Origin of the sequence: Methylotenera sp., from assembly GCF_029946165.1 — a bacterium.
Classification (GTDB): domain Bacteria; phylum Pseudomonadota; class Gammaproteobacteria; order Burkholderiales; family Methylophilaceae; genus Methylotenera.
In genome coordinates this window covers 342,715-358,178 of record NZ_JAQSDZ010000005.1, presented here as the reverse complement: position 1 = coordinate 358,178, position 15,464 = coordinate 342,715, and the positions used below count along the sequence as shown (strand labels likewise).

The 15,464-nt window shown below is 41.8% G+C and carries 16 protein-coding genes; 8 read left to right on the top strand and 8 right to left on the bottom strand.

Annotated elements, in window-relative coordinates; translation table 11 throughout:
- Positions 1–63 precede the first annotated feature (63 nt).
- The 4 genes from PSV17_RS03970 to PSV17_RS03955 are packed head-to-tail and all read right to left on the bottom strand — an operon-like array spanning position 64 to position 5,005.
- Complete coding sequence (locus tag PSV17_RS03970) at positions 64–858, bottom strand: thymidylate synthase (RefSeq protein ID WP_300479888.1); 795 nt, start codon at positions 856–858, stop codon at positions 64–66.
- 51 nt (positions 859–909) lie between these two features.
- Positions 910–2,337 carry a threonine synthase gene (gene thrC, locus PSV17_RS03965; protein WP_300479886.1) on the bottom strand — a complete coding sequence of 476 codons (1,428 nt, stop codon included), beginning with the start codon at positions 2,335–2,337 and terminating at the stop codon, positions 910–912.
- Positions 2,338–2,396: 59 nt separating this feature from the next.
- Positions 2,397–3,710, bottom strand: coding sequence for a homoserine dehydrogenase (locus tag PSV17_RS03960; protein WP_300479885.1), 1,314 nt, complete (start codon positions 3,708–3,710; stop codon positions 2,397–2,399).
- The gene (locus tag PSV17_RS03955; RefSeq protein WP_300479883.1) at positions 3,707–5,005 is read right to left on the bottom strand and encodes a pyridoxal phosphate-dependent aminotransferase; all 1,299 of its coding nucleotides are present in this window, start codon (positions 5,003–5,005) and stop codon (positions 3,707–3,709) included. The genes PSV17_RS03960 and PSV17_RS03955 overlap by 4 nt, the downstream gene beginning before the upstream one ends.
- Before the next feature lie 101 nt (positions 5,006–5,106).
- Between PSV17_RS03955 and PSV17_RS03950 the strand changes: the two genes are divergently transcribed.
- Positions 5,107–5,475: an Mth938-like domain-containing protein gene (locus PSV17_RS03950; protein ID WP_300479882.1), complete on the top strand. Its 369-nt coding sequence runs from the start codon at positions 5,107–5,109 to the stop codon at positions 5,473–5,475.
- 17 nt (positions 5,476–5,492) lie between these two features.
- On the opposite strand, the gene PSV17_RS03945 is transcribed toward PSV17_RS03950, so the two are convergent.
- The 3 genes from PSV17_RS03945 to fabA are packed head-to-tail and all read right to left on the bottom strand — an operon-like array spanning position 5,493 to position 7,881.
- The gene (locus PSV17_RS03945) at positions 5,493–6,044 is read right to left on the bottom strand and encodes a DUF1439 domain-containing protein (protein ID WP_300479880.1); all 552 of its coding nucleotides are present in this window, start codon (positions 6,042–6,044) and stop codon (positions 5,493–5,495) included.
- 43 nt (positions 6,045–6,087) lie between these two features.
- On the bottom strand, positions 6,088–7,323 hold the full coding sequence (fabB, locus tag PSV17_RS03940; RefSeq protein ID WP_300479878.1) for a beta-ketoacyl-ACP synthase I: 1,236 nt from the start codon (positions 7,321–7,323) through the stop codon (positions 6,088–6,090).
- 42 nt (positions 7,324–7,365) lie between these two features.
- Positions 7,366–7,881 carry a 3-hydroxyacyl-[acyl-carrier-protein] dehydratase FabA gene (gene fabA, locus PSV17_RS03935; RefSeq protein WP_300479876.1) on the bottom strand — a complete coding sequence of 172 codons (516 nt, stop codon included), beginning with the start codon at positions 7,879–7,881 and terminating at the stop codon, positions 7,366–7,368.
- A gap of 463 nt (positions 7,882–8,344) precedes the next feature.
- Here fabA and PSV17_RS03930 point away from each other — a divergent pair, with 463 nt between their 5' ends.
- The 6 genes from PSV17_RS03930 to PSV17_RS03905 are packed head-to-tail and all read left to right on the top strand — an operon-like array spanning position 8,345 to position 13,833.
- On the top strand, positions 8,345–9,361 hold the full coding sequence (locus tag PSV17_RS03930) for a MoxR family ATPase (protein WP_300479875.1): 1,017 nt from the start codon (positions 8,345–8,347) through the stop codon (positions 9,359–9,361).
- Positions 9,362–9,369: 8 nt separating this feature from the next.
- Positions 9,370–10,251, top strand: a complete 882-nt coding sequence (locus PSV17_RS03925; RefSeq protein ID WP_300479874.1) for a DUF58 domain-containing protein — start codon at positions 9,370–9,372, stop codon at positions 10,249–10,251.
- Positions 10,252–10,266: 15 nt separating this feature from the next.
- A complete protein-coding gene (locus PSV17_RS03920) occupies positions 10,267–11,250 on the top strand; it encodes a hypothetical protein (protein WP_300479873.1) in 984 nt (327 codons plus the stop codon).
- Positions 11,250–12,236, top strand: a complete 987-nt coding sequence (locus PSV17_RS03915; protein WP_300479981.1) for a vWA domain-containing protein — start codon at positions 11,250–11,252, stop codon at positions 12,234–12,236. Before PSV17_RS03920 ends, PSV17_RS03915 begins: the two co-directional genes overlap by 1 nt.
- Positions 12,218–12,787, top strand: a complete 570-nt coding sequence (locus tag PSV17_RS03910) for a hypothetical protein (RefSeq protein ID WP_300479871.1) — start codon at positions 12,218–12,220, stop codon at positions 12,785–12,787. The genes PSV17_RS03915 and PSV17_RS03910 overlap by 19 nt, the downstream gene beginning before the upstream one ends.
- An 11-nt stretch (positions 12,788–12,798) precedes the next feature.
- The gene (locus PSV17_RS03905) at positions 12,799–13,833 is read left to right on the top strand and encodes a VWA domain-containing protein (RefSeq protein ID WP_300479870.1); all 1,035 of its coding nucleotides are present in this window, start codon (positions 12,799–12,801) and stop codon (positions 13,831–13,833) included.
- A gap of 17 nt (positions 13,834–13,850) precedes the next feature.
- Here PSV17_RS03905 and PSV17_RS13910 read toward each other — a convergent pair whose 3' ends face one another.
- Positions 13,851–14,318 (bottom strand): protein YgfX, encoded by a 468-nt coding sequence (locus tag PSV17_RS13910; RefSeq protein ID WP_366910330.1) that lies wholly within the window; start codon positions 14,316–14,318, stop codon positions 13,851–13,853.
- Positions 14,319–14,371: 53 nt separating this feature from the next.
- Here PSV17_RS13910 and PSV17_RS03895 point away from each other — a divergent pair, with 53 nt between their 5' ends.
- Positions 14,372–15,409, top strand: coding sequence for a folate-binding protein (locus tag PSV17_RS03895; RefSeq protein WP_300479868.1), 1,038 nt, complete (start codon positions 14,372–14,374; stop codon positions 15,407–15,409).
- Positions 15,410–15,464 lie beyond the last annotated feature (55 nt).

Below are 15,464 nucleotides of genomic sequence, written 5' to 3'. Positions count from 1 at the left end.
TATTAGTTAGGGCAACCTTTTTTTTGTTTTAAAAAAAATGAATTGTTAATTACTCAGAAATTTCTAAACAGCCACTAAGCCTTTAATGGCTGGGTGTGGGTCGTAATTTTCAAGGGTGAAATCTTCAAATTTGAAATCAAAGATATTGTGCACTTCTGGATTGATATTCATTAGAGGCTGTGTCCGAACATCTCGCGAAAGCTGTTCGTGTACTTGCTCCATATGATTGGTGTAAATATGCGCATCACCCAAGGTATGTACAAAATCACCTAACTTTAAGCCACAAACTTGCGCCACCATCATAGTAAGTAAGGCGTAGGACGCAATATTAAACGGCACGCCGAGGAATATATCCGCGCTTCGCTGATAAAGCTGACAGCTTAGCTTACCGTCTGCTACATAGAACTGAAAAAAAGCATGGCAAGGTGGCAGTTTCATTTGATCAACATCAGCTACATTCCAAGCTGAAACAATCAAGCGACGTGAGTCTGGATTGTTTTTAATGGCATTCACGACCTGCGTGATTTGGTCGATATGTGTTCCATCTGGCTTAGGCCAATTACGCCATTGATAGCCATACACAGGGCCTAAATTTCCATTCTCATCTGCCCACTCATCCCAAATGCGTACACCATTTTCTTTAAGGTAAGCAATATTAGTACTACCTTGCAAAAACCAAAGCAGCTCATGGATAATGGATTTGAGATGAACTTTTTTAGTGGTAAGAAGTGGAAAACCTTCCGCTAAATTAAAGCGCATTTGATAACCAAAAACTGAAAGCGTACCAGTGCCAGTTCGGTCTTCTTTTTTGTTGCCATGCTGTAAGACATGGCGCATTAAGTCAGTATATTGTTTCATTTAAAACCTATTTTCACTTTCTTCATTCTTCGCGAGAATCAGAATGGCAGCCTAAGTGTTTTTAATAATAAAATCTTTAATCGCCACAACACTTGCATCCATTACCGTAAACTTTTGTGGCAAACTTTCTATGCCTTGCAAGCTAGCTGGGCGCTCTGGGGCTTTACCTAAAGCTTCTATAATGGAATCTTCAAACTTAACTGGCAAAGCCGTTTCTAATACCACCATAGGCACATTAGCGTCACGAAGCTCAAAAGCCACCTTAAGGCCGTCAGCTGTATGCGTATCAATAGTCACTTGGTATTTATCAGCGGTTTCACGAATGGTTTTCATGCGGTCTGCATGTGAACTGCTACCAGATTGAAAGCCGTAATCAGCAATTTTGGCAAAGTAGCCATCAGCATTTAAGTCAAAGCTATTACCTGCATCCACCTTACTCCAAAGCGCACGCGTTTTAGCGCCATCGCGACCGACTAAATCATAGACAAAACGCTCAAAATTTGAAGCCTTGCTGATGTCCATTGACGGACTAGAGGTATGGTAAGTTTTGGCTGAACCACGTGGGCTATACACGCCAGTTTTAAAGAACTCATCAAGCACATCATTTTCATTAGTCGCAACCACTAGCTTATCAATTGGCAAGCCCATCATGCGCGCAATATGCCCTGCACAAACATTACCAAAATTGCCACTAGGCACTGAAAAACTTACCTTTTGTGCGTTATTACTTGTCACGGCAAAATAGCCTTTAAAGTAATAAACAACTTGCGCAATAATGCGACCCCAGTTAATTGAATTCACCGCGCCAATTTTGTATTGGGCTTTAAACTCTGCGTCATTTGAAACGGCTTTTACCATATCTTGGCAATCGTCAAATACGCCATTTACGGCAATGTTGTAAATGTTGTCATCCTGCAAACTGAACATTTGTGCAGTTTGAAATCGGCTCATTTTTTTATGTGGAGAAAGCATAAATACGCGGATGCCTTTTTTGCCACGCATTGCATATTCCGCCGCAGAGCCAGTATCACCAGAAGTCGCACCTAAAATATTAGTGGTTTTACCTTCTTTAGTAAGCACGTACTCAAATAGATTTCCGAGCAGTTGCATCGCTATATCTTTAAATGCTAACGTAGGGCCATTTGAAAGACTCAAAAGATACAAGTTATCTTCTAATTTAACTGTTGGGGTAATATCTGAAGCATTTTGCTCTGCACGAGTGTTTGCATACACATCCGCCCGATAAGTTTTATCGATAATTGCTTTTAAATCAGCCGCTGGAACATCATCAACCAAACGACTTAAAATGGCAAATGCCAAATCTGGATAACTTAAGCCTCGCATGGCCGTAAGGTCTGCATCAGTAAATTGCGGATAAGTTTCTGGCAAGTACAGACCACCATCTGGTGCTAAGCCACCTAATAGAATTTCTGTAAAACTTAGAGCAGGCGACTGCCCACGAGTAGAGATATATTTCATTATTAACTAACCTAAAGTGACTTACCTATTGATACTAAGCTCAAGTTACTTGCCTAAAGTTACCTGCCTAATTCTTCCATGCGCAATTTGACTACTTTGCCAACAATCGCAGGCAAAGCTTCTATTTCTGCAATACCTGCGTCCATGTTTTTTTCTACCGTGATATGCGTCAAAATCACAATGTCTGCTTCGGTTTCGTTATCAGCAGGCTCTTTTTGCAACATAGCATCTATCGAAATATTGCGGTCTGCCAATATTTTAGTCACGCCAGCTAAAACACCAGGTTTGTCTGAAACGCGTAAACGTAGATAGTAAGCACTGTTCACTTCACTAATAGGCAAGATTGGCAAATCATTCAGTTGACCAGCTTGAAAGCCCAAATACGGCACACGTTGCTCAACAGAGGCGCTGCTTAAACGTGCAACATCCATTAAGTCTGCAACAACAGAGCTAGCAGTTGGTTCAGCACCTGCACCCGCACCGTAGTAAAGCGTTGGCCCTACGGCATCACCTTTCACAACTACCGCATTCATCGCGCCGTTTACGTTAGCGACTAAGCGCTTTTCTGAAATCAATGTTGGGTGCACACGCAACTCAACACCTGACGCTGTACGCTTAGTAATACCAAGTAATTTAACGCGGTAGCCTAACTCTTCAGCATATTTAATATCAGTTTGTTGAAGCTTGGTAATACCTTCAGTGTAAGCTTGCTCAAATTTCATTGGCATGCCAAAGGCAATGGCCGACATGATAGTTAACTTATGTGCTGCATCAATCCCTTCTACGTCAAACGTAGGGTCTGCTTCTGCGTAGCCTAAGCGTTGTGCTTCGCCAATTACGTCTTGGTAAGTTAAACCCTTTTCGCGCATTTCTGTAAGAATAAAATTGGTAGTGCCGTTAATGATGCCCGCAACCCATTCAATTTTATTAGCACCTAAGCCTTCACGTAAGGCCTTGATAATTGGAATACCACCCGCCACTGCCGCTTCATAGGCAACAATCACCCCTTTAGCATGCGCTGCAGTAAAAATTTCATTGCCATGCAAAGCGAGTAAAGCTTTATTAGCTGTAACAATGTGTTTGCCATTTTCAATTGCTTTAAGAACGAGCTCTTTACTTAAGCCATAGCCGCCAATCAGCTCAACCACAACATCCACCGCTGGGTTATTCACCACTGCAAATGCATCATTGGTGACATCAACATTTCCACCTGTAACGGCTTTAGCATGGTCAATATTTCGATCTGCCACTTGCACAACATTAATCGCCACGCCTGTGCGACGGCTAATTTCTTCTGCATTACGTGTTAAAACTGTATAAGTACCGCCACCTACGGTACCGATGCCTAAAAGGCCTACATTAAGTTGCTTCAAACTTTAGCTCCATGCTTTTTTCTATAATTTTCTAAAAATCTTGCGATACGATGAATGGCTTCCGTTAAATCATCTACATTCGGTAAAAATACCACGCGGAAATGATCTGGAGTATGCCAGTTGAAACCAGTACCTTGTACAAGTAATACTTTTTCTTCTAATAACAAATCTAAAATGAACTGTTGGTCATCTTTAATCGGGTAAATTTCTGGGTCAAGTTTTGGAAACAAATACATCGCCGCAGCTGGCTTAGTACATGTCACTCCAGGAATGGCAGTTAGCATTTCATAAGCTACATCACGCTGCTTGCATAAACGGCCTTCTGGTGCGACTAGATCATCAATACTTTGATAGCCACCTAATGCCGTTTGAATTGCCAATTGACCAGGTACGTTTGCACATAAGCGCATAGAGGCCAACATGTTAAGGCCTTCTATATAATCCTTAGCATGCTTTTTCTCACCACTAAGAATCATCCACCCTGCACGATAACCACACGCACGATAGTTTTTTGACAAGCCGTTAAAGGTTACAAATAAAACATCATCAGCTAATGAAGCAATAGAAGTATGAGTATTACCATCAAACAACACTTTGTCATAAATCTCATCAGCAAAGATTACCAAGCCATGATGACGTGCGATTTCAATAATGCCTTCTAAGGTTTCACGTGGGTACAAAGCGCCTGTTGGGTTATTTGGGTTAATCACCACAATGCCACGTGTATTGGCAGTGATTTTTGCTTCCATATCTTTTAAATCTGGCAACCAGCCAGTAGCTTCATCACACAAGTAATGGCGCGCGGTGCCGCCTGCTAAAGTCACGGCTGCAGTCCAAAGTGGATAATCAGGCATTGGCACTAACACTTGATCGCCATTATTCAGCAAACCTTGCATCGCCATGACAATCAGCTCAGAAACTCCGTTACCGATAATAATGTCATCCACCGTGACACCAGCAATATGCTTGCTTTGTGTGTAATGCATAATAGACTTACGCGGCTCAAACAAACCTTTGCTATCTGTATAAATGCCAGCTTTGCTCATGTTACGCATCACGTCTTGCATCATCTCTTCAGGCACATCTAAGCCAAACACGCCTGGATTACCAATATTCAACTTAATGATTCGTTGGCCCTCGTCTTCCATTTGGCGCGCGCGCTGTAATACAGGCCCACGAATGTCATAACAGACGTTGGCGAGCTTATTTGATTTAGCTAACGCTTTCTGTTGACCTGGATTGATAGGCTGAACGATATCTTGCTGTGTCGAAGAGATTGATTTAATTGGCTGCATAGCGCGCTTATTTTTTGCCTTAAAAGCACAATAGTTAAAGGCGTTAGTTTACATTAGAATAGCAGTGTCTATCAATTAAACCCAGTAATGAAACTCGCGCGATGAAACTACATTTAACTACAGCTGATAACAACAATTTGATTACTGGATATAGCGAGAGCTATATTGAAGTGAATAAGCGACGCCACGCTGGCAGCTTAATCGTCATGCCTCAAGAACTTATTCTTGATTGGGGAGTATTAAGCTTTTCTGATTTATCCGAACAACACTTATCAAAAATTGCTGAATTTAATTCAGAGGTAGTATTGTTAGGGACTGGTGAGAAACACCAGTTCTTGCATCCAAAAATCTACCAATCCTTAGCTGTTAAAGGCATTCCGATTGAATGTATGACCACTGCAGCCGCTTGCAGAACCTATAACATTTTGATGAGCGAGGGTCGCAATGTGCTGGCTGCCTTAATCTTATAGGGCTATTAACTACAACCTTACCTAACTGGGCTTAATGTAATTTGCAAACCTTTGTCAGTGATTTGCATATCTTTAGGATTATATTGCGTTGAACCAACAATTAAATCTTCTGGCTTTACAGTATATAAGGGTAAGCCATTAAGCATTTCACCGCCAAGCTTTTGTGCAATCAAATTAAAAAATTCGCCATATTGACTACCTAAGCCATCTAAATTCAGACTTTCCACTTTTGGGTCGTCTAATACAATGGAGCTTGTCGCCGCATCAAAGCGTAGCTTGCCAGAGATATCTAATTTTCCAGCTAGCACTTTATTACTTAAAATACTGGTCAAAGTGGTATCTAGACTAGTCATCATGCGTCCAGTCTTACTATCAAACTTTACGGTTGAGTTGCTTAAATTGACGTCAAAAATCTTTAGCAGCGATATAGGAATGGCTAAACGTTCATTTAGTTTTTTCTGTAATTGCGCTTCAGTTATGCTCACTGTACGGTCGCCCATGATGGCGCAACCGTTCAGAAGCATAGTAGTCAAGCATGCAATCAGCAATAAGAACGATTTAAATTTCACTGCTTACCTTTAGATTGGATTAGTCTTGATCTAGCAATGCAGACTAAAGGTTTTTTGTTGACAAGGTTAATGTTGCGTTCGTACCGCCAAAACCAAAGCTATTAGATAAAGCTGTTTCTATCTTCACATTTTCAATGGCTTTGCGAACGATATTCAAACCCTCAGCAGCAGGATCTAAAGTGTCTATATTTGCCGAGGCGGCAATAAAGTTATTTTCCATCATTAGCAAAGTATAAATTGCTTCATTCACGCCAGCTGCGCCTAGCGCATGGCCAGATAGTGATTTGGTTGAAGCAATTGCAACTGGGTTATTTGCACCAAATACTTCACGAATAGCCTCAAGCTCTTTAGTATCGCCAACTGGCGTACTTGTACCATGCGTATTGATGTAATCTACTTTATCAATCGCCTTACCATCATGGCCTTGAAGCGCTAATCGCATACAACGAACGGCACCTTCACCACTTGGTGCCACCATGTCGTAACCATCAGACGTAGCCCCATAACCGACCACTTCAGCGTATATTTTTGCGCCGCGTGCTTTAGCGTGCTCGTATTCTTCTAGCACCACAATACCGCCGCCGCCTGAAATTACAAAGCCATCACGGTTTGCATCATAGGTACGGCTGGCTTTATCTGGCGTTTCGTTATATTTGCTACTTAATGCGCCCATGGCATCAAACATAAATGACAGTGTCCAGTGTTCTTCCTCTGCCCCACCTGCAAAGATAATATCTTGTTTACCTAGCTGAATTTGCTCAACGCCTGCACCGAGACAATGCGCACTAGTAGAACAAGCCGAGCTAATGCCGTAATTGATACCCTTAATTTTAGCGCCGGTTGCCAAACAAGCTGAAACGCCGCTCGCCATGGCTTTGGTCACCATATATGGGCCAACACGACGAACGCCTTTTTCACGTAAGGTATCAATACCCTCTAAAATACTTTCGTGCGATGCTCCGCCAGCACCCACAATCAAACCTGAACGAACATTGGAAACTTGCTCTTCTGGCAAACTAGCATCTGCAATTGCTTCTTGCATGGCAAGCCAAGCATAGGCATGCCCTTTTGCCATGAAGCGCATTAGTTTACGGTCGATTAGTTCTTCAACATTAAGGTTTTTAATTGATCCAGCTACATGCGAACGCAAACCACGTTCAGCATATTCAGGTTGATAAGTAATACCTGATTTACCAGCTTGTAAACTCGCCAGCACCTCAGCTTTGTTATTACCCAGACTGGATACGATTCCCATTCCAGTAATCACTACACGACGCATTTCGTGCTCCTCAAATTATTTTTTATTGTATTAAGATAATGATTAAAAATTGTCCGTTTGTGTGAACAAACCCACACGCAAATCATTAGCCGCATATATTTCACGACCATCTAAACTCATGGTGGCATCGGCCACACCCATCACTAATTTACGCATAATCACACGTTTCAAATCAATAGTATAGGTTGCCATTTTAGCGCTTGGTAACACTTGCCCAGTAAATTTAACTTCACCCGCACCTAATGCACGTCCGCGACCAGGTCCACCTGCCCAACCTAAATAAAATCCAACCAACTGCCACATAGCATCTAAGCCTAAGCAACCTGGCATTACAGGGTCACCAGTGAAATGGCATTGAAAAAACCATAGATCTGGGTTGATATCTAACTCAGCAATAATTTGGCCATTGCCATACTTACCACCATCTTCTGTAATAGAAACAATGCGATCAAACATCAACATTGGAGGCAATGGTAATTGTGCATTGCCCTCACCAAACATTTCACCCCTGCCACACTTAAGTAACTCTTCTTTTGTAAAGCTGCTTTGTTTTTGCATGTTTTTTTATTCTAAATATAATTATCTAAGTTGCTATTTTCGCTGGAAATCCGATTTAGCGAAAGTCTTATTCACGCTTAATTAGCATTTTTTATCACAAGTTTGATTATTAGCTCAACATAATATGGGGTTATATGTGAGTTTTACAAGCATGCGTCGAATTTTTTCATGTGTGGTAATTCATAAGCAATAGGATTTACACTTACTTAATAATCTATTGAATAAATGATAGGTTATTTCAAGCAGAAGCACTTAATTAAAGCTTGATGAGCAATAAACTTTAAAACTTCAGCTTGTCACCTTTCCATATCTGCTTTTCTGGAGTTATTACTTAAGATTAATAAATTGTAGCCAGGTGTATACAGATCTGTTTACACCTTTAAATAAAACAATTACACTAGCTACATTCTGTTACAAATTCCTACAAATCAATTACCACTAATACTTAGTTAGGGCACATTAAATGAGCGATATACAACTAGCCGACTGGCGCAACCATGCACTTACCTTGGAGTCTGAAGTCAACAAAGTGATTGTGGGTCAGCATATTCCAGTTCGCTTGATTACTACGTCAATATTCGCACGCGGACATGTATTGCTTGAAGGTGATGTCGGCGTTGGTAAAACCACACTACTACGTGCGTTTACACGCGGTATCGGTGGCGGCTATCAACGTATCGAGGGCACCATCGACTTGATGCCTAATGATTTGGTGTATCACACTTATCTTGGTGAAGATGGTAAACCTCACGTAAGTCCTGGCCCTATTTTGATGTCTGGTGAAAATCTATCCGTATTTTTCTTTAACGAGATTAACCGCGCGCGTCCTCAAGTTCACTCTTTGTTATTGCGTGTAATGGCAGAACGTACTTTAACCGCGTTTAATAAAGAGCATCATTTCCCGCATATGTTGGTATTTGCTGACCGTAACCAAGTGGAAAAAGAAGAGACTTTCGATATTCCATCAGCTGCGCGTGACCGTTTTATGATGGAAATTCCAATTGTTGTGCCAAATGACGACAGCATTATGGAGTCATTAGTATTTGACACACGTTTCCATGACGCAGATGCGCTAGTTTCAAACGTACCTGAAAATATTTTGCAATTTGATCAGTTAAATAAGTTTGCCAGTATTTTACAAAACAGCATTTCTGCAAGCCCAACTCTACGCAGTTATGTTCTTAACTTGTGGCGCGCGACTAAAACGCCAACTGAATTTGGCGTAAAAGTTTCTGGTGTGGATATGAACCGCTTGGTGTTATCTGGCGCAAGCCCACGAGGGATGGCGATGGTGTTGCGCGCCGCGCGTGTAAATGCATGGCTGAATGAACGTACTGCCGTCTTACCAGAAGATATTCATGATGTATTTCATGCCACTGTTGCTCACCGTTTGGTATTCAGCCCAGTATATGAAATGCGCCGTACGGAGATTGCACGCGATATGTTGAGCGGCATCATTCATGCGATTGCAGCGCCTTAGTAATTCAAATGTCACAAGCCCATATAAAAGAATTCAGTTATCACATTGCGTGGCGCTCACGCTCACGCAGACCTGGCAGACACAAAAGCAACCAGCGCGGCATGGGCATGGAGTTTCGTGGGCATACCACCCTACTCGCCTACCCAGATCCGCGCCGCATAGACATACGCCAAACCATACGTGATCCGCTTGAACAGGTTCATGTACGCATTTTCAACCAAAAAAGTGTCACGCCTGTGTTTGTGCTGTGTGATATGTCTGGCTCTATGCAGTATGCCAGCACTAAGCTAGATGGCAGCTCCAAGAAAAAAATTGAAATTGCGGCAGATATTGCACAATCGGTTGCGCAATCTGCCACCCGTAATCGCGATTTGGTTGGCTTTATCGGTTTTGATGACGTAGTGCGTGAGGACTGGTTATGCACCCTCTCGGCTAGGCCACATACCACCTTAGAAATGGCCGAAAGTTTAAGGACATATGAAGCAGAGGAAGTTGGCAGCCGTGGCGTTACAGAAATCGTAAGATTACTGCCAAGAGAGCGCTCACTTATTTTTATGGTGTCAGATTTTCATATGCCGATTGCCGATTTAGAGGAGTCACTGGTGTTAATGCAGCGCCATCATATTGTGCCTATTGTGTTATGGGACTCCTCTGAATATAGCGACTTGCCAGAATTTGGCATCACCAATGTCACCGATCCTGAAACAGGCGCTAAACGCACCTTATTCTTACGCAAATCCTATCGTGACCGCATTCTAAAAAGTTTTTCCGATAGACGTATCGCCATAGAGAATTTGTTTTTACGTTACGACATGCAGCCATTTTTCGTGGAGAACAGCTTCGATGCTGACCAACTGTCAGAATACTTCCACCAATATGTGGCAGCTTAATTAATGAGTATATTTATGCAAACAAGTATCCATACAAAATTTTTATTAGCGGCAAGCGTATTATTATCTCTCATAAGTCAGCCAGTTCTAGCTGATGTCGTGTTGCCAGATATTAATACCAAACATGTCACCATTAAACAAGAAAATCCAACGCGAGACGCAGGTTATGTTGTAGGTGATATATTGGAAAGAACCATTACTATTACCGTTAAAAAACCTTATGAACTAGTGAAAGAATCTATCCCTATTGTTGGCTATGAACATCGCTGGAAAGGCCAAATCTCAGGCATCGAGCTTTCTAAAGTCAGTGCAGAAGAAATGCAACATAGTGATAGCGTAACCCATGTCATTCATCTAACTTACCAAGTGTTTACCACTGGCAAGTTAGCCAAACCAGCCGCGCTAAGAGCTGAAATCCTTAAAATGAGAAACACTGAGAATAAAGAAGTATTGCAATATCGTGTGCCTTCTTTCAGTTTTCGCGTTTCGCCACTATCTGTATTTGGCTCGGTGAAGCTCAAGGAAGAGCTGAGTCCATTCACGCCACCTTTTCTCATCGACTCAAGCAAACAAAGACTAACGCTAAAAGTGCTCTTTGGCATATTAAGTTTATCCTTGCTAGGGCTGCTATATATACTCGGTATGCATGCTTGGTTACCTAGAATGGGTGCACCTTTCGCAAAAGCGTATCGTGATATTCGTAAGATGCCTGAAACTGCGGCAGGTTTACAGCAGGCTACAGCGCGCATTCATGAGTCACTTAACAAGACAGCTGGCACAAGTTTGTTTGGTAACAATATCGACAGTTTTATTCAAGATAAGCCAGCTTTTTCACCAGTGAAGAAAGATATTGAAAAGTTCTTTGCGCTGTCACGGAAAGTGTTTTTTGAAGCAGAGTCTGCACAAAACTTAAACGAATATTCGAAAGTTTGGTTAATGAAGTTTTGCCGCCACATGCGCGATTGTGAAAGTGGCTTGAGACCAGAAGCGAGCGCATGATGGGATTTCTGCATCCATTAGTGTTATGGCTATTGCCACTTGCACTGCTGCCGATTTTACTTGAGCGTTCTAATAGCCGCAGTTACTCTTGGGTAGATATGCTGCCAAGTGACCCACTCTCAAATTTGATTGGTTTATTACTTAAAATCTTAGCTACAATCAGCCTAATCAGCATCATTATTGGCTTATCAGCGCCACATAGCTTAGAACAAAAAGTGGAGCGTGTTGGTGTCGGCGCTCAGATTGGCATGGTAATCGACAGAAGCGCCAGCATGGACGATCCGTTTTCAGGAGGTACTGCTGAAGGTCGCGTCGGCGAAACTAAATCCGTAGCTGCTGCAAGATTAATGACTGAATTTGTAAACTCTCGTCAAAATGACATGATTGGTGTGATTACTTTCAGCAACTCCGCCATGTATGTATTACCACTTACAGAAAGCCGCGAAGCTATTCAAGCTGCAATCAAGGCAACGGCGGGAAACTCCTTGTTCCAAACAAATATTGGTGGTGGATTAACCAGCGCCGTGAGTTTATTTGAAAATGTGCCTGATTCAGGTTCACGCGCCATTATTCTTCTTTCTGACGGTGGCGGTCGCATGGGTGGTGATGTACAACAAAAACTACGCGAATGGTTGCAAAGATACAATATTACGCTGTATTGGATTGTATTAAGACAGCCGGGAGGCATTAGTATTTTTAACGAATACCTACCCAAAGAAGAAGGCCCTCTGCCCTCAGAGATTGAGCTTTTTGAGTATTTTAAAACACTGCGTACACCTTTTAGTGCCTACGAGGCTGAGGATCCTAAATCATTGGCAGCAGCAATAGCCGATATTAATCAAAAAGAAAGAAAACCGATTAAGTATATGGAAAAAATTCCAGGCCATGACTATACAAAACTCTGTTACATCATTGCAGCACTTATGATTGCTCTATTACTTAGCGTTAAATATCTGGAGCATAGAACATGGAAAGTAACTATATGAGCCTTAGCTTAAAATCTATTACCGTCAAACAACTGACAATTACACTTATTTTAATTGCTGTCGCTTCAACAGCGGGCATTGTTGCAGAACTTAATCGGATACGTCAGATTAATGCTTTTAATCATGCGGTTAGCACTGGTAAAAATCCACAGACCGACAGGCTAAGTTATGAAGCGAAGTTTGCAACAGCGTATTGGTTGGCTAATAACGATAGGCATAAAGAAGCTACTTTACTGTTTTCTCAGCTCACCGAAAAAGGGTCACCTAGCCAACGGGCTGCGGTACATCACAACATAGGCAATATGTTTTTCTTAAAAAGCTTACAAGTCAGCGGTGGTAATGACCCAAAAGTGAGAGATGAAGTTGAATATCTATTAACGCAAGCTCATAGCTCATACAAACAGGCACTCAAGTTAGATAATAGCAACTGGGGCACACGCCGAAACTTAGACCGTGTGATTACTTTGCTACCAGAAACTCCCACGCCTGGCGTTGGTGAATCCGACTCACCAGGACTGATTATGGGTAATATTCCTGTTGGCCTTCCATAGAGAAATAGTGAATGAAAAAGCTTATCGTCTATTTTAAAACGCATCGTGACTCTGCATTACTGGGTGGCGCTTTGCTGATGCTTGTGTTGTCCATGTTTCATATTACCGTCCCAGTAAGACATAATATCTATACCTATTTACTAGTCGCGGATATTACACAAAGCATGAACACTGTTGACACGACTATTAATGGTAAACCAGCATCACGTATGGCACATACCCAAAAAATGTTACATGAAGTTGTTTCTTCACTACCTTGTGGTACAAAAGTCAGTGTGGGCTTATTTGCAGGCGGTAGCGTTGCGGCTTTGTATAACCCAATTGAGGTGTGCAATAACTTCGCAGCAATTCAAGACACTATTGACCATCTTGACTGGAGAACCGCTTGGTCAGGTAATAGCCGCCTTCGTGAAGGTATGTTCAGCATTACAAGAGCTATTCGTAGCTTCCCCGAAACTGCCCAAGTAGTATTCTTTACTGATGGCGAAGAAGCGCCTAAATTACACGCGTTCAATACCAAAGACCTCACAAACTTTCAGGGTGCAGACGGCTGGTTATTAGTCGGCGTAGGTTCGGAAAAAGGCGCATCAATTCCAAAACTCAGTGAAAAAAATCAATTGATTGGATATTGGTCAAATGAAAGCTTTGCACTACAACCTGGTATTGCGCAAATTTCCGAATCAAATCTTGGTGTTAGAGATGACAACGTGGCAAGTGGCGAACAAGATCGCTTTATTTCAAAACTTAACGCAGAGTATATGAAAAGTATCGCTAAAGAAATTGGCTCAACTTATGTTGATGGTGACAACGTACATAACATTTTAGATGCGATGAAAAAACAAAAACCTGCGCGTCGGGACGTTGCCCCATTTGATTTAAGCTGGGTGTTAGCCTCTTTGGCTGGTTTACTGCTTCTAGCCGCGTACTTTAGCAAACATCCAATTAAGCAAATTGGCGAAGCGCTTAGCTTGTATAGAAAAAATGCAATAAGAAAACAACATACTAAAAACGAACTAGCGATTGCGCACGACAATCACATCAATTAATCAATTTATGAACGCTGTTAATCTATTGAATTTGAACGATGATTAACAGCGTTTTTATGCCAACGTAAATACACTCTAAGCTGGCGAAATGATTCCGCATCAGTATTATCTTGCAGTAGCAGGATGTAACGATTTTGCCAAAATTTAAACCATTTAAATTCCTCTGGCACCACATGTAAGATAGTTAAATAAGCACTGACAAAGCTATCAGGCATGATCTGCACACCAAAACCCTCGTCATTCTTTTGTATCATATGACACTCACCTGCTTTATTTATCTTAAGCGACTTCCATGATTTAGGCAGACTTAAAGTCCCATCCAGCATGACGAAATAGCTAGTCGAAATTATTATTAGTAGCAGCAACACACTTAAACTAAGCGGAATGGGTGTCAATAAAAGCATAGCGCTAAAAAACACTCCAGCTGATATGAGCAATGCTATTAACTTAGTCGAGGGCTTGAAAATAAGGGTGATAGGCTTCAAGATAGAATATACTTGGTTCAATTTACAAAATTCATTAAACAAAAGAGTACCACATGGCAAACAATGACTGGCAAGAATATCAATTCATTCAAGGCGCAGTATTTAATAACGAAACCGTCACCTCATTCGGCAATATAGAAAACGAGCTAGTATGTACGCAAAGTCAGAACATTATTTGCGATTTGTCGCATTTAGGCTTGCTAGAAATCAGTGGCGATGATGCTGTTACGTTTTTGCAAGGTCAAGTCACTAATGACGTTAAGTTGCTCGATGACACCCATGCGCATTACACAGGCTACTGCAGCCCTAAAGGGCGTTTACTTGCACTATTTTTTGCTTTCTCACACAATCAAAAACTACATTTAGAATTCAACCAAAAGCTGCTCGAACCCATCGCCAAGCGCTTGAAAATGTTCGTGATGCGCTCAAAAGTAACGATTAATGATGTATCTGATGCTAACGTCAGAATCGGTTTAAGTGGCAATAACATCCTCGATTTACTTGCTCCGTTTTTTGCAACAGTGCCTAAACTTGCTTATGAAAGCATAAGTACTGAAAATGGCACTATCATTTGCCTACCTAATGCAGGGCTGCCACGCTATCAGGTAATTTGCAATACTGAACAGGCAAAGAGCTTATGGCAAGCTCTGAAAAAAGACTGTAAACCAGTTGGTAAATCCTGTTGGGAGTGGCTAGAAATTCAAGCAGGCATCCCAGATGTTTACCTGAGCACCCAAGAGGAGTTCGTGCCGCAGATGCTAAATTTAGATGCGCTTAACGCCATTAACTATAAAAAAGGCTGCTACACAGGGCAAGAAATCGTGGCGCGTACGCATTACTTAGGTAAAGTAAAACGCCGTACACAACTAGCGCATATTGCCAGTGACGTTTGTCCAGCAGTTGGTGATGATGTCATGGATGCGAATCAACAAGCCATTGGTAAGATTGTACGCAGTGCGCCAGCGGTCGATACAGGGTTTGTGGTGTTAGCAGAATGCAGATTAGAGAACTTGGCTCAGTCTGATATTTATTGGAATAGTATAGCCTTGAGCATCAAGCAACTACCCTACTCATTAGAAACTGTTGATTAAAACGTTTGAGGTGTTTATTAAGTGGCCGTATGAGAACAGTTAGTGATGCTTGCTA

Coding starts and splice junctions, on each gene's coding strand:
- PSV17_RS03970 (WP_300479888.1), bottom strand. CDS start 858: ATGAAACAATATACTGACTTAATGCGCCATGTCTTACAGCATGGCAAC.
- thrC (WP_300479886.1), bottom strand. CDS start 2,337: ATGAAATATATCTCTACTCGTGGGCAGTCGCCTGCTCTAAGTTTTACA.
- PSV17_RS03955 (WP_300479883.1), bottom strand. CDS start 5,005: ATGCAGCCAATTAAATCAATCTCTTCGACACAGCAAGATATCGTTCAG.
- PSV17_RS03950 (WP_300479882.1), top strand. CDS start 5,107: ATGAAACTACATTTAACTACAGCTGATAACAACAATTTGATTACTGGA.
- fabB (WP_300479878.1), bottom strand. CDS start 7,323: ATGCGTCGTGTAGTGATTACTGGAATGGGAATCGTATCCAGTCTGGGT.
- fabA (WP_300479876.1), bottom strand. CDS start 7,881: ATGCAAAAACAAAGCAGCTTTACAAAAGAAGAGTTACTTAAGTGTGGC.
- PSV17_RS03930 (WP_300479875.1), top strand. CDS start 8,345: ATGAGCGATATACAACTAGCCGACTGGCGCAACCATGCACTTACCTTG.
- PSV17_RS03925 (WP_300479874.1), top strand. CDS start 9,370: ATGTCACAAGCCCATATAAAAGAATTCAGTTATCACATTGCGTGGCGC.
- PSV17_RS03920 (WP_300479873.1), top strand. CDS start 10,267: ATGCAAACAAGTATCCATACAAAATTTTTATTAGCGGCAAGCGTATTA.
- PSV17_RS03915 (WP_300479981.1), top strand. CDS start 11,250: ATGGGATTTCTGCATCCATTAGTGTTATGGCTATTGCCACTTGCACTG.
- PSV17_RS03910 (WP_300479871.1), top strand. CDS start 12,218: ATGGAAAGTAACTATATGAGCCTTAGCTTAAAATCTATTACCGTCAAA.
- PSV17_RS03905 (WP_300479870.1), top strand. CDS start 12,799: ATGAAAAAGCTTATCGTCTATTTTAAAACGCATCGTGACTCTGCATTA.
- PSV17_RS03895 (WP_300479868.1), top strand. CDS start 14,372: ATGGCAAACAATGACTGGCAAGAATATCAATTCATTCAAGGCGCAGTA.